7 protein-coding genes and 1 pseudogene are annotated in these 15,439 nt (G+C 42.6%); all 8 read left to right on the top strand.

The features are described 5' to 3' along the window. Nucleotides 1–63 precede the first annotated feature (63 nt). A complete protein-coding gene (gene nadA / locus F6K20_RS05430) occupies nucleotides 64–1,038 on the top strand; it encodes a quinolinate synthase NadA (protein WP_008190756.1) in 975 nt (324 codons plus the stop codon). Nucleotides 1,039–1,185: 147 nt separating this feature from the next. Continuing rightward, a complete protein-coding gene (nadB, locus tag F6K20_RS05425) occupies nucleotides 1,186–2,910 on the top strand; it encodes an L-aspartate oxidase (RefSeq protein WP_008190757.1) in 1,725 nt (574 codons plus the stop codon). Next, nucleotides 2,907–3,743 carry an SAM-dependent methyltransferase gene (locus tag F6K20_RS05420; protein ID WP_008190760.1) on the top strand — a complete coding sequence of 279 codons (837 nt, stop codon included), beginning with the start codon at nucleotides 2,907–2,909 and terminating at the stop codon, nucleotides 3,741–3,743. The genes nadB and F6K20_RS05420 overlap by 4 nt, the downstream gene beginning before the upstream one ends. 18 nt (nucleotides 3,744–3,761) lie before the next feature. After that, nucleotides 3,762–4,202 (top strand): riboflavin biosynthesis intermediates N-glycosidase, encoded by a 441-nt coding sequence (gene ybiA, locus F6K20_RS05415; protein WP_008190762.1) that lies wholly within the window; start codon nucleotides 3,762–3,764, stop codon nucleotides 4,200–4,202. Nucleotides 4,203–4,793: 591 nt separating this feature from the next. Continuing rightward, the gene (locus tag F6K20_RS05410; protein WP_287294003.1) at nucleotides 4,794–6,482 is read left to right on the top strand and encodes a methyltransferase domain-containing protein; all 1,689 of its coding nucleotides are present in this window, start codon (nucleotides 4,794–4,796) and stop codon (nucleotides 6,480–6,482) included. Nucleotides 6,483–6,818: 336 nt separating this feature from the next. After that, a complete protein-coding gene (locus tag F6K20_RS05405) occupies nucleotides 6,819–8,213 on the top strand; it encodes a flavocytochrome c (protein ID WP_287266413.1) in 1,395 nt (464 codons plus the stop codon). 231 nt (nucleotides 8,214–8,444) lie between these two features. Beyond that, nucleotides 8,445–10,136: pseudogene (locus F6K20_RS05400) on the top strand (vitamin B12 dependent-methionine synthase activation domain-containing protein); the annotation flags it as partial. 384 nt (nucleotides 10,137–10,520) lie between these two features. Next, nucleotides 10,521–15,439, top strand: a 4,919-nt coding sequence (locus tag F6K20_RS05395) for a type I polyketide synthase (protein WP_287294000.1), incomplete at its 3' end; no start/stop codon positions are given.

Here is a 15,439-nt window from a genome sequence, read left to right as displayed (position 1 = left end):
ATTTATTAAAGAAAGAAAAGCTTCAAAAACTAGTAAACTAGTCAGAAATAGGTAAATAATACGATGTTTACAAATGTCCTCCCAAAAACAACCCTAGAGTTGGAGTATCCGCCCAAAGACCTTTTTGAAGCGATTGAAGACCTCAAACAAGAATTAAACGCAGTTATTCTCGCTCACTATTACCAAGAACCAGATATTCAAGATATTGCTGACTATCTCGGCGATTCTCTAGGTCTTTCTCAACAAGCGGCGGCTACAGATGCAGATGTTATCGTCTTTGCTGGGGTTCACTTTATGGCAGAAACTGCCAAAATCCTTAACCCCAATAAATTGGTACTACTCCCCGATTTAAACGCAGGTTGCTCCCTAGCTGACAGTTGCCCTCCCCAAGAATTTGCGGCATTCAAAGCAGCCCATCCTGACCATTTGGTGGTATCTTACATTAATTGCTCCGCTGCCATTAAAGCGATGAGCGATATCATTTGCACCAGTTCTAACTCAGTTAAAATCGTCAACCAAATTCCGAAAGACCAGCCGATTATTTTTGCCCCAGATAAGAACTTAGGTCGCTATGTCATGGAGCAAACCGGACGGGAGTTAGTCCTGTGGGAGGGGAGCTGTATTGTCCATGAAACCTTTTCTGAGAAAAAGATCGTGGAACTGAAAATACAGCATCCTGAAGCGGAGTTTATTGCCCATCCAGAATGCGAACCCCCTCTATTGCGTCATGCCAGTTACATTGGTTCCACAACAGGTTTGTTAAAGTATATCCAGCAAAGTTCAACGGAAAAATTTATCGTGGCTACTGAGCCAGGAATTATTCACCAAATGCAAAAGAGGGCACCCCAGAAAAATTTCATACCTGCTCCAGGTATGGATAGCAATTGTGCCTGTAACGAATGCCCTCACATGCGGCTCAATACTTTGGAGAAGCTGTATCTAGCCATGAAGCAGAAAACACCAGAAATTACTATGCCGGAAGATATCCGAGTAGCGGCGTTGCGACCAATTCAACGGATGTTGGAGTTATCAGTGTAGTGCTGTAGTGCCCCTGAGCAGGTTGACACAATTACTTGACAAAAGTATAAGTTATAAGTTAGAGCTTATAACTTATTAAGCAATTTGTCTTGTGAAAACGAATAACTGCTTAGGGATTAATCAAAAATTAGTGACATATGATCTATCGTGCAAGATTTTAAATCATCCCCTGACGAGTCTTCCAGATCTGCCAATACTCCCTCCCAATTTGACATCATAGTGGTCGGCAGTGGTGCAGCTGGGCTTTATGCAGCCCTTTGTCTACCTGCTCATTTGCAGGTAGGTTTGATTACCAAAGACACCCTGAAAACAGGCTCTAGCAACTGGGCTCAGGGAGGAATTGCTGCTGCTATTGACCCATCTGATTCCCCAGAGCTTCACCTAGAGGATACCCAGCGAGCGGGTGTTGGTCTTTGCGATCGCGAGGCGGTAACGTATCTGGTGGAAAATGCCTCTGCTGCCATTGACTCTCTAGTGAAGATGGGAGTAGCCTTTGACCGCAAAGGCAAAAAGCTAGCCATGACCCTAGAGGCAGCCCACTCTCGTCCCCGCGTCCTCCATTCCGCAGACACCACCGGTCGAGCAATTGTGGATACGCTGACTGGTAAAGTTTTAGAGCGTCCAAATATTCAGGTGCTATCTCACGCAGTGGCTTTGAGTTTATGGCTCAATCCAGCAACTGGTCATTGTCAGGGGATTAGCCTCCTCCATCAAGGTCAGATATCTTGGCTAAGAGCCTCTGCGGTAATCCTAGCAACAGGTGGTGGCGGTCAAGTGTTTGCCCAGACCACTAACCCAGCCGTAAGTACAGGAGATGGAGTAGCACTGGCTTGGCGGGCTGGGGCAATTGTTAGAGATTTGGAGTTTTTCCAATTTCATCCCACAGCTTTAACCAAACCAGGGGCACCTCGATTTTTGATTACAGAAGCTGTCCGGGGAGAGGGGGCACATTTAGTAGATCACAAAGGCGATCGCTTTGCTTTTAATTACCACCCTTCAGGGGAATTGGCTCCTAGAGATGTGGTAAGTCGGGCAATTTTTAGTCACTTAGAAAAAACCTCCGCCGATCCTAGCCACGGGAATGTTTATTTAGACTTGCAACCCATTGAGCCAGAGCAAATTCGCTATCGTTTCCCCAATATTATTAACGTATGTCAACATTGGGGCATTGATATCTTCAAACAACCCATTCCCGTTGCACCTGCTGCCCATTACTGGATGGGAGGAGTGGCTTGCGATCTGAGCAGTTGCACCTCGATTCCGGGGCTATATGCCATTGGTGAAACAGCTAGTACGGGGGTTCATGGTGCCAATCGCTTAGCGAGTAATTCCTTATTGGAATGTTTGGTTTTTGCCGCCCAATTAGCTGAAATTCAAACAGCTCCTAATCCAGTTCTGCAGGAATCCCTACCCTTTATAAAAGAGAAAGGTGACTGGGCAAGGGACATCGAGAAGATAGCATCAGTAAGGCAAAGTTTACCCTCCCTGATGTGGCAAAGTGCAGGAATTTGTCGCTCCCAGGAAGTTTTGGAGTCAGCCCTTGCTGAAGTTAATTCCTGGCGCTCTGAATTGGCTGGCTTAGAGGTGAGTCAATACTTGCTCGATTTACAGCCCAACCAAACAGTTAAATTTGAGTCACCATTAGCCGAGCAGCAATTGCGAACGGCTGCAGAAACCTTCAATCTCCTGGATATTGCCCATTTAATTCTCAAAAGTGCAGCATTGCGCACAGAAAGTCGGGGCGGACATTACCGCAGGGATTATCCCCAAACCTCACCCAGTTGGCAAGTTCACACCTTATTACAGGGCGAGCGCTGGTGGAAATCTCCACAACTTTCTCTAAGGTTAGAACCCAAGGAGATAGCGGTATGAATACCACTTATTCAGAAGCGGTGAAAACAGCGCAAACCTATTATGATGGTGCAGAAACAGACCGATTGTATGCTACTTTCTGGGGTGGTGAGCATATCACTTATGGGATATACAAGAGTTCGGATGAACCGATCCATGATGCCTCCAAGCGCACGGTGGAAACAATTGCCCAAACTCTGGAAAATCTAGCTCCCGATTCACGAGTCATCGATCTAGGTGCTGGTTATGGAGGGGCGGCGCGGTATCTGGCCAAAACCTACGGTTGTTCTGTCTGCTGTCTCAATTTAAGCGAGCGGCAAAATCAACGCAACCGCCAACTGAACCAAGAGCAGAATTTAGCCCACTTAGTTGAGGTAACTCAGGGGAGTTTTGAGGATATTCCCTATCCAGACAATTCCTTTAATATTGTCTGGTCCCAGGATGCCATTTTACACAGTAGCGATCGCACTCAGGTCTTTGAAGAAATTAAGAGGGTTTTGCAGCCAGGGGGAGAGTTGATTTTTACTGACCCCATGCAAAGGGAGACTTGTCCACCAGGGCTACTGCAACCAGCCTTTGACCGTCTGGGTATCAAGGATATGGGTTCCTATCGCTTTTATAGTCAGACAGCCCAGGAATTGGGTTTTGAGGAATTGCACTTTATTGACCTTTCTGAACATGTGCCTACCCATTATCGACGATTTGGGGAAGAAGTGCGCGTACGCTATCAGGAGGTAGTCAGAATTACTTCCACCGAATTTGCCGATAAAACCTTGAAAAGCATTGAACCCTGGATCGAGTATTACGAAAAAGGGTACATGCAGTGGGGCATTTTGCATTTTCGCCTGGGGTAAAATTTTGGGAGTCAAGCTGTGACCATTTACTTTTACGACATTAGCGAAAAGCCCTATGGTTGTTTCTCCAACTTTTCCCCCCATGGGTTTGAACTGGACGGACTCTGGTGGCCCACCTCAGAGCATTATTTCCAAGCCCAGAAATTTGCTGGTACGTCCCATGTAGAAGAAATTCGCTCTTGCAAGACTCCCGCAGAAGCTGCGAGCATGGGACGAGAGCGTACTCGTCCTCTGCGCAGGGATTGGGAAGAAATCAAAGAGGATGTTATGGGGCGAGGCTTACTCTGTAAGTTTCAAACCCATGCTGATATCCGCGAAATTCTGCTGGGGACAGGGGACGAACTAATTGTGGAAGATGCTCCCCAGGATTATTATTGGGGTTGTGGTAAAGATAGGAGCGGTAAGAATCGCCTGGGAGAAATTTTAATGGAAATCCGAGCTATCTTAAGGGAATCTTGAGCAGGAGGAATTCCGAACAAGCATGACAGAGTTAATGAAGGCAGTTATTCTTACTGAATTTGGGGCATTGCTTAATAATGGAATGATTTTAAGCATTTTGTAGAATGGGCATCTTGGTGGAACTGGCATCTTGCCAGTTTCAATCCAGTTTCAATATATTTTCGGGCGGGCAGGATGCCCACTCTACTCCTATTCATTCAAAGATTCAGTAACACCTAAAAAAGAGCCCGAAAAACTGGTACATACCCAAAGTACCTAAACCAGTCCGGAAAAAGGTAGAACTGTTAATTAAAGTTGGAGCTTGTAAGGGTTTTCTGGCTCTACCGGATTGGGGATGTAAAACTGTCAGTAAATAATTAATCTAATCTTGATTGGGCGGGAGTTTTAGTTGTTCAGATAAGGATTTTTCAGAAATAACCTGCCCAATCATACTTAGTGGGCTCATACTTACTGGGCAATAAGCGCGTTTTTCTGCATACTAGGTTCCCTAGAGCCATTTTTCTGTACTCCATCCGAAATGCTTGATCCGAAATCCTTCCCACATAACCAGGATTGTTGACTTTTTAAACACGAAATTACCTTGGAATAACCATGACACTATCACAACCAGAAAAAGAATATCCTCTCTCAAAAGATGAAGCTTTGATTTACGATTGGCGCATCCATAGTATTCGCCAAGCACTGAAACAAAAAGGAAAAGCCACAGGTCCTTTGCAAATTGAAGATTTGCTAGAATTGGATCACCTAGACCAATACCACTACTTTGGCACCAAAGCTTGCGATCGCGCTATCAACCGTTTGGCACTATCCCCCAACTCGCGAGTTTTGGACATTGGCAGCGGTGTTGGTGGGCCTGCTCGATACATTAGTTATAAAACGGGATGTCACATCCAATGTGTGGAATTAAGAAATAATTTTAACGAAATTGCCCAAGAACTCACCCAACGAGTGGGACTTGACAAACGCATCCAATACCTCACAGGCAATATTCTAAGTCCCCAAGTCATTGACGCCCTGTTACCAAGCTCATTTGACAGCATCATTTCTTTTTTATCATTTTTACACATTGAAAACCGCGATAAAATACTGGAAATTTGTTTTCGCTCTTTGAAGGACAACGGCCTGATCTATATCGAAGACTACGTGGCTAATGGCCCTCTGACACCAGACGTTAAAACCACTCTAGAAGAAGTAGTTCAATCCTCTTATTTACCAACCCGCGAAACCTACCGCAATCACCTCGAGCGTGTAGGATTTGCTGACATTTGTTTCATCGATTTAACAACAGGATGGAAAGGTTGGGTAAAAGAACGCTATCAAAAATTCCTCCAATCAAAAGAAGAATCAATCAAACTATTCGGTGAAAACGTTTATGAACACCGTCGTCAATTTTATCAAACCATTAGCGACTTGTTTCAAAGCGGGAAGATTGGTGGCTCCTCCATCCTTGCAAAAAAACCTTGTGTTCCAAAAATTCACCAAGTACCTGATACATATTTCTGCTCTGTAACCTCTGTCTATAGTGAACAATACCATTTCTTTCTCGAAGATGGTTCTCTACTTGCTCTAAGATATTTCAAAACAGGAACAATCGAGCATTATTCAGCCTGGTGGAGCGACACCAAGGGCTACTCCCTGGAACTTATCAATACCTCCGAACACCAACGCTCAGATCAACACATCTCTATCAAAAACAACGATGGAACCGGAACCATTTGTTTGCCAGAAGCTAATATAGAAATTCAATTCCAAGTTGCCGCCGAATTCACTTGGGCGGTTCCCGCTGAAAAAAATCATCGCGCCGTCATTCACCAACCAAAACTCCTGTGCACTGTGAACACAGGCGATCGCACTCAAAAAGCTATAGGTTATTGCAAAATTTATGATGGAGATTACCCCAAGTTTTGGGGCTACCACTTTGTTCATGCCTTTTTCCCTGATTACGGAATCATTTGGAGTGCTGAAGCCACATTTGGCGAAGAAAAATACAATTATTTCAAGCTCCTCAACACCTCCCAAACAGAAAAAGAAATATTGTTAAACGGAGAAGATTCTTACCATCGCAAAACAAGTGCCCATGGCCGCATTCAAGACAAAATATATCACTTGAAATTCGACAATAATGCTTTTGCCAATTGGTCGAGTATCCTGCGAAATCAACCATCGACTATGGAAAGTAAGCTATGCTTGGAATACAGACCCGCTATTCTAGAAATAGACGACCAAAAAGTTGGCGAAGGAATTTGTTTAAAAGAATTTTGTTTCGGCACAATTACATAAATTGATTATAAATTAGTTCAAGGCTATCATATCGAAAAAAAAACAGCTGCTCAAAAAATAGCTAATCCATATAAAATTACCGAGAAACGATGGTGAAAACCCCTGTATTTTAAGCAGGGACTTAAACCGAGCCGTTTAGGCGCTTTCATATTTATCTGTCCTGCCTATGGTAAAATGATTCTTAAAGGGAGAGGTTATAGCAGAAGTCAGAAGTCAGAAGTCAGAAGTCAGAAGTCAGAAGTAAAACTATTGCGCTTACTTAGCTTTGAGACTTTTGTTATGTCCTAACTGCCCTGGCGACTGCTATAACAGCAGATTAACAATAGCAGTGAAGTGATGGATAAGTCTACTTTCTCTAATTGGGATACAGAGGCAGACGTGGTAGTTGTTGGTAGTGGAGTTGCTGGACTAGCGGCTGCGGTTGAAGCCAAAAATGCTGGTGCATCGGTAGTTGTTCTGGAAAAACGCAGCAGCTGTGGCGGAAATTCCATCATGAGTGATGGAGGGGTGGCGCTTGCGGGGACTGATTTTCAGAAACAATACGGTATTCTAGATTCTTGGGAACTCATGTATGAGGATATGTTGAGAGCTGGCTTGAATATGAATGATGCATCTCTGGCTAAGATAGTTGCTCAACAGTCTAATTCTGTACTAGAGTGGCTTACTGAATATTTAGCTGTCAAATTTAGAGATAAGCCCATAATCTTTGGCGGCCATTCTGTTCCTCGTATCCATCTGCTACACAATTTTTCTGGAACAGCAATTGTGAAACCTCTTCTTTCAAAGGTAAAGGAGTTGGGCATTGATATCAAAACCAATATTTGCCTCACAAAGTTCGGAAAGGATGTTCGAGAGATTGAAGTTTATGACAAAAAGGAAAACCAAGCCAGAGCAGTCTATGCAAATACCGGTGTCGTTTTAGCTACTGGTGGTTTTGGCGGAGATGTTGCTTTCCGAATCCTTCATGATGCTCGTCTAACCAGCACCGTAGGTAATACTAATCGTTTGGATACTACAGCAGAAGGAATGCTAGAGGCGATCAAGATTGGTGCTAGTTCTGTGCATTTAGAATATATTCAGTTATCACCTTGGAGTTCTCCTGACGAGAAACGTGATAAAATTGCTACCGAATTTTTTTATACAGTTTTTCCCTATGGGATAGTGGTTCATCCCTTAACAGGAAAGCGATTTTTTAATGAATTAGCGGACAGAAAAATTAGAGCAGATTCAATTTTAGACATTGGTCAACCCAGCATTGGTATTGCTGATTTGGAAGGCATGAACATTTCTGGTCACAGTATGGATCGGTACTTAAGCAGGAATATTGTGAAAAAGTTTGAATACTTGGAGGAACTTGCTGCAGCATATTCTCTGCCTTATCACGCTTTAAAAGAAACTCTCGATCGCTACAACAAGTATGTCGAGAATAAGAAAGATGAGAGTTGGCAAAAGCCTATTCCATTAGAGGCAAAACCTCTCCATGCTCCATATTATGCTATGCGATTGTGGCCTAAGGTACATTACACTATGGGAGGCGTTACCATCAACGCTAAAGCTCAAGTTATTGATAATAATGGCCAGCCCATAAAAGGCTTGTATGCTGCAGGAGAAGTGACAGGAGGTATTCATGGTGCCTCTCGCCTAGGGGGTTCTTCTTTAACTGAATGCCTGGTGTTTGGTAGAATCGCCGGTAGAAATGCTGCTTTACAAAAATTTACATCAATCTCCTAGACTTATTCTAGTAAGTTATGGAAAACTTTATATATATTCTGTTTGCTAAATAATAATTTGTAATTTGTGTTGTTGACTGACATGCTGGAATATACCGATGTACATACAATAGGCAAATTGCAACATGGCTAGCTTTGTATACTGAAGGGTATCAACCAAATCACTATTGATTTAGCCATAAAAACTTTAGCTATTTTATCAATGGGTGTCGATCTCCCACAACTAACAATGAACAAAATCGTTTTAGAACGTCTCAAACAACATATTATTGATAGCGAATCGATTGGTTTAGAGGAAGCTTTAGAGGAAGCTTTAAAAGACTATTCACCCCGACAGATTATTAACACTTGCCTCTTACAGGCTATGAGGACTGTCGGCGAATTATATGGTTCAAGAGAAATTCCGTTACCGTCCGTTATAAAATCGGCGGAGACTAAAAAAACGGCGGTAGCGTATTTAGAAACCCATATGGATAAGGAAGAAGCTGACGATATTACTCAGGGTAAATGTCTGATTGCGACGGTAGAAGGTGACCTTCACGATCTTGGTAAAAATCTAGTTGATATTATCCTTTCTAGCAATGGTTACAAGGTAATTAATTTAGGCATTAACCAACCAGTTGACAACATTCTCAAAGCCTACGAAGAACATCAACCAGACTGCATTGCCATGAGTGGCTTGTTGATCAAGACTATGGCAGTTATGAAAGATAATTTGGAAATTTTTAATCAAAAAGGCATTACCGTTCCTGTTATCTTAGGTGGCGCTGCATTAACTCCTAAATTTGTGGAAAAGGATTGCAAAACTACCTATAAAGGTCAAGTTGTATATGGTAAAAATGCTTTTGTTGATTGGCATTTTATGGATAAACTAATGGCAGCAAAAGCTGAAGATAATTGGGACGACCTGAAAGGATTTTTAGATGAAGAAACTTCACCTCCCCCCCCACTAACCTTAGAAGAGATGGGGCAAATGCCATTTGCAGAAGCCAATCAATATAAACTTTATATGAATGACTCATTTGTTTATACTGAAGAATCTTTGGCAAAAGAATCATCGGCAAAAAAATCTGTGGTCATTGATACTAAGCGTTCCCATGTAGTAACTTTAGATGTAGAACGCCCTACTCCTCCTTTTTGGGGAACTCAAGTATTAAAAGATGGAGACATATCAATTGAAGACATTTACCCTTATGTAGATGTACAGCTTTTATACGTCGGACGGTGGCGATTCCGTAAGCTAAAAGATCAATCACAACAAGATTATAATGAGTTTTTATCCACAAAAGCTTATGGAATTTTAGAAGAATGGAAAGAGAAAGTTATTGCCGATGACCTAATACATCCGGCAGCAATTTATGGCTATTTCCCTTGTAACGCGGAAGGGAATACAGTGTATGTCTACGATCCACAAGATCACAATAAACTACTAACAAGCTTTGAATTCCCCCGTCAACGGGTCGGAAAACGTCTTTGTATTGCGGATTTCTATGCCACTAAAGAATCAGGTCAAATTGATGTCTTCCCCATGCAAATTGTAACAGCAGGTGAAATAGGAACCACACATGCACAGAAGCTATTTGAAGCGGATAGTTATCTTGACTACCACTATTATCATGGTGTGGCGATGCAGATGGCAGACGCTATAGCGGACTGGCTGCACGCTAGAATCCGTAAGGAGTTAGGATTTGGGGCGGAAGAACCCGATAATATAACCGATATAATGCGCCAACGTTATCGAGGATCTCGTTATAGTTTCGGTTATCCTGCTTGTCCTAATATGGCAGATCAATTCAAACAAATGGATTTACTCGATACCTCTCGCATCGATGTGTATATGAATGAAAGCGAGCATCTACTACCGGAACAGTCTACCACGGCGTTTGTTGCTCATCATCCTGTAGCAAAATACTTTAATACTTAGTTAATTAGATATAGCGTTTCTAGGACTCATGAGGTACACAGAATTGTTTGACTATTGGCTCTTGCCTCTTCTCTCTTACCTGCTCCCTGCTCCCTGCTCCCTAAAACCTTAGGTGCGCTTGACCCATTAAGAATTAAATTCGCCACGGGTCGCACCTCAGATATTTGTACCTCACAAGTCGTAGAATTGCTATAAATAAGCCTATAATGGTGGGTTAATTACAACCTTTTTTGGTCTCGCGTAGAGACAGAAAGTTTGTATATAAATTTTCGACAATAATATATAGCGCTTTTAAGTTGAATGGAATACAAAATCATGTAATTTCATGTGATAAAATTCTGACGGGCAGGGATGCCCATCCCACTCATATTGGATTGAATTAAAGTGAAAACCGCTATAACATCAGAAATGATAATTGACAAAGACTTAATTTATGCAAAACAAAATTTTATCAGCTTACCTAATTTATTTAAATTACAAGCACAAAAAACGCCAGAGGAAATTGCAATCGTAGATCGTACAAATTCAATTACCTATCAAAAACTAGACCAGTTGACAGATAACTTAGCGGGTTACCTTCAAAAACAAGGAGTCACTTCAAATCAACCTGTTGGAGTTTTACTGGAAAAATCTCAAGACTATATTATTGCTTGTATCGCTATCCTAAAAGCTGGTGGGGCTTTTATGCCCCTAGAATTAAAATATCCTGATGCTTTGCTTGCCAAAATAGTGGCAGATGCTAAACCTAGTTTAATTATTAGCAAGAGCCAATATTACCAAAGATTAAGTAGTAAAAACCCTCTACAAATTTTACCTATAGATAGAGAAGATAACTGGAACTTTCCCCTAAACCCAGAACAAAAATTACCATCCATAGACCCTAAAAATATAGCCAATATTATCTACACATCGGGAAGTACAGGAGAACCAAAAGGCGTAATATTAACCCATCAGGCAATTGTTACTGGGGAATTGAGGCGAGAGCAAGTAAGTCTCAGTAAATCAGGATATCCTATAGCATATGTATTATTTCAATGGGAAATATATAGACCTTGGATTAAAGGTGCAACTATATATATTGTTCCTGATGAAATAATTTACGATCATCAGCTATTTTTAGACTTCATATCTCAAAATAAAATCAAGGAAATCACCATATCTCCTTCCTTAATACAAAGTATTTTGAATACAGTTGAAATCGAAACTATTACTGCACAATTATCAGGGTTGGAAGTTGCTTGGGTAACCGGAGAAGCACTAACACAACAACTAAAATATCAATTGATAGATAGACTCCCATCTGCTCGCTTATTCAATTATTATGGGATAAATGAATGTTTTACCGTTGCTATTGATAACCTGCGAGAAAGCGAAGATTTACCATCAGGATTCTGTGCTGTTGGGATTCCTTTTGAGGACGATGAAATTATTTTATTGGATGAGAATGGGCAGCAAGTTACTCCAGGAAATGAAGGGGAGATGTATATCCGTAGTCCCTGTATGTTTCGAGAATATTTGAATAAACCCAAGCTGACTGCTGACAGTTTTGTTGACATTAACGGCAATCGCTTTTTTAGAACAGGAGATTTAGCAGCTATTTTACCCAACGGCAAACTAGAAATTAGGGGTCGTTGTAATTATATGGTCAATCTGCGGGGATATAATGTATCTTTAGCTGGGATTGAAAACACCTTATTAGAACATCCTGAAATAAAAAGCTGTGTAGTTATTATTCAAGGCAAAGAAGAAGCAGAAAAGAAACTGATCGCCTATTTCGTACCTCAGAAACAAAGCACTGAAGCCCAGGAGATTAGGCAGATAAAATTAAGGTTACGTCATCATTTACAAGACCATTTACCTCCTCATATGATTCCATCGGTGTTTGTGGTAATTGATAAAATTCCCATGACACCGATGGGTAAGTTGGATCGTCGCCAACTACCAAGTCTAGACCATTCTCGCCCAGAATTAGCAGTACCTTTAGTCAAATCCCAATCGGATACAGAGAAACGTATTGCTCAGATTTGGCAAGAAGTACTTCAGTTAGAAGAAGTAGGAATTAATGATAATTTCTTTGATTTAGGTGGTAATTCTTTACTGCTGATCCGGGTTCACAAAAACCTGAGCAAAATCTTTGCAATTCATCTACCTGTAACAACACTGTTTGAACACCCAACCATCGCTACTCTAGCTCAACACTTGGAGCAAGATAAGGGAGGAAAAACAGCCGCTAAACAGTACCATAAAAGAAAGAAATCCATCGGGCATGGGTCTGATATCGCCATAGTTGGTATGTCTTGTCGGTTTCCTGGGGCAAACAATACCGATGCTTTCTGGAACAATTTACGAGATGGGGTAGAATCAATTTCTTTCTTTAGCGATCGCGAAATTGAGCTAGAAGATCCAAACTGGATCGAACACCCCAATTATGTTAAAGCCAGTCCTATCTTGCCAGATATTGACCTATTTGATGCTGAGTTCTTCGGCTACAGCGATAAAGAAGCTGAACTAATGGACCCCCAACATCGGCTTTTCCTGGAATGTGCTTGGGAAGCACTGGAAAATGCTGGCTATAATCCTGGAAATTATCCAGGTGCGGTGGGAGTTTATGGGGGTTCGAGTCCCAGCACCTATCTAATTAACAATATATCTCATAGCTTAGGATCTTCTCGGACAAGTCCTTTGCTTACCCATTGTCTATTTAGGGGCACTAAAGATGTCCATACCGACCTAGGCAATGGGGGAGATTACTTACCCATGCGGGTCTCCTACAAATTGAACCTAAAAGGGCCTAGTCTTAATGTTCAAACTGCCTGTTCCACCTCACTAGTTGCGGTTCACTTAGCTTGTCAGAGTTTACGCAGTGGTGAATCTGACTTAGCACTAGCTGGGGGGGTTTCGATCTTCGTTCCTCAAAAGACTGGTTATTTATACCAAGAAGGCATGATGTTGTCTCCCGATGGTCACTGTCGTGCTTTTGATGCTGAAGGTCAAGGAACTTTATTTGGTAGTGGAGTTGGCATAGTTGTATTGAAGCGATTAGAGGAAGCGATCGCTGATGGAGACCATGTATATGCCACCATCAAAGGGTCAGCAATTAATAATGATGGGGCGGTTAAAGTTAGCTACACAGCTCCTAGTATAGAAGGACAGATAGCAGCCATTTCCGAAGCACTGGCTATGGCTAACATAGATCCTAGGACGGTGAGTTATGTGGAAACCCATGGAACTGGGACACCCCTGGGAGATCCAATTGAGATTGCAGCACTGACAAAAGCGTTTCGACAAAGTACGAACAGCCAAGACAATAATTTTTGCGCGATTGGATCGGTTAAAACTAATATCGGGCATCTCGATGTCACAGCAGGGATAGCAGGTCTAATTAAAACAGTGCTGGCACTCCACAATAAAGCCATCCCGCCAAGCTTGCACTTTAAAGAACCCAATCCCAACATAGATTTCCCCAATAGTCCCTTTTACGTTAATACAGCCCTCACCCCATGGGAACCAAAGGTCACGCCTCTTCGTGCTGGAGTCAGTTCTTTCGGTATGGGCGGAACCAATGTCCATGTTGTTCTAGAGGAAGCCCCGAAACAAGTTGAAAGTGGATCCCCCCTAACCCCCCTTAATAAGGGGGGCATAAGCGAAGCATCCCATGGCTTCCCCCTTAATAAGGGGGACATAAACGAAGCATCCCATGGCCTTAATAAGGGGGGCATAAGCGAAGCATCCCATGGCGTCCCCCTTGCTAAGGGGGACGGGAGGGGGATCGACGGGGGTGATGCAAAAGTCAAAAGTGAACGTTCTCTGCATATTTTGACTCTATCAGGGCAAACAGAGCAGGCTGTGGCAGAGTCGGTACAGAATTATATAACTTATCTGGAGTCCGATCCAAAGGCAGAGATTGGTGATATCTGTTTTACTGCCAATGGTGGACGTCAGCATTTTAACCATCGTTTGGCTGTTATTGCTGGCTCCACTCAAGACCTTCTCGAGCAGTTGCAAAGGTTTGGAAAGCCTGTTGATATCAACGATAGTTCCGAACCCCCAACAATTCACTCCCTCAAAGCAGACTCTACCAAGCAGATTGCCTTTGTGTTTACCGGACAAGGTTCTCAGTATATTGGTATGGGTCGTCAACTCTACGAAACTCAGCCCACTTTCCGCAAAACTTTAGACGAATGCGATCGCATCCTCCGTTCCTACTTAGATATTCCCTTGTTAGAAGTTCTCTACCCGGATTTAGATAACAGGGAACAGGGAACAGAACCTGACTCACCCATTCACCAAACAAGCTATACCCAACCTGCCATCTTTGCCATTGAATATGCCCTGGCCGGGTTGTGGAAATCCTGGGGTATCGAACCGGATGTAGTAATGGGTCATAGCATTGGGGAGTATGTGGCGGCTTGTGTTGCTGGGGTTTTTAGCCTAGAAGACGGACTGAAACTAATTGCCCAACGGGGTAGGTTGATGCAATCCTTACCCCAAGACGGAGAAATGCTAGCGTTGTTAGCTTCAGTTGCAGAAGCAGCAGAAGCAATTAAACCCTATGGCCGGGATGTGTCTGTTGCTGCGATTAATGGACCCCAGAGTGTGGTAATTTCGGGAGAAAGAGCCGCGATTAACACCATTGAGCGCAATCTTGCCGCAAAGGGAGTCAAAACCAAGAAATTAACTGTTTCCCATGCTTTCCACTCTCCTTTGATGGAACCGATATTGGGAGAATTTGAGCAGGTGGTGGCACAGGTGCGGTTTAATCTACCACAGTTAAAACTAATCAGTAATGTTACCGGAGAACTAGCCACAGAAGAAATAACCACTAGCAAATATTGGTGCGATCATCTCCGGCAGCCTGTGCAATTTATGGCTAGTATGTCAACCATTGCACAGCAAGGGATAGATGTATTGGTAGAGATTGGAGCCAAACCAATTTTATTAGGAATGGGTCGTCAGTGTCTCCCAGAACATCAAGGGTTATGGTTACCTAGTCTGCGTCCTGGACAAGAAGATTGGCAACAAATATTAACCAGTTTGGCAGAACTATATTTGCATGGTGTGCCAGTCAATTGGCTCGGTTTTGACCAAGACTTTGCTCGTCACCGCATTCCCTTACCGACTTATCCTTTTCAAAGGCAACGTTATTGGGTGAGTCCAGAGGATAGTTTAATGGGAATAACTGCCCCTTCAACATCCCCAGGAGCAATCGCGTCAAAAGATATAGGTAAAAAGCCGGATATTACTGACTGGTTTTATATTCCATCTTGGAAACGGTCTATTTCCCCTGCTTATCAACCAGGTGA

Origin of the sequence: Moorena sp. SIO2C4, from assembly GCF_010672485.1 — a bacterium.
GTDB classification, from domain to species: domain Bacteria; phylum Cyanobacteriota; class Cyanobacteriia; order Cyanobacteriales; family Coleofasciculaceae; genus Moorena; species Moorena producens.
Note: the sequence above shows the minus strand (reverse complement) of the source record. Positions and strands in the feature narration are given on the sequence as shown.

Excerpts from the sequence above, each read along its gene's own strand:
- nadA (WP_008190756.1), top strand. The coding sequence starts at position 64 with ATGTTTACAAATGTCCTCCCAAAAACAACCCTAGAGTTGGAGTATCCG.
- F6K20_RS05420 (WP_008190760.1), top strand. The coding sequence starts at position 2,907 with ATGAATACCACTTATTCAGAAGCGGTGAAAACAGCGCAAACCTATTAT.
- F6K20_RS05410 (WP_287294003.1), top strand. The coding sequence starts at position 4,794 with ATGACACTATCACAACCAGAAAAAGAATATCCTCTCTCAAAAGATGAA.
- F6K20_RS05405 (WP_287266413.1), top strand. The coding sequence starts at position 6,819 with ATGGATAAGTCTACTTTCTCTAATTGGGATACAGAGGCAGACGTGGTA.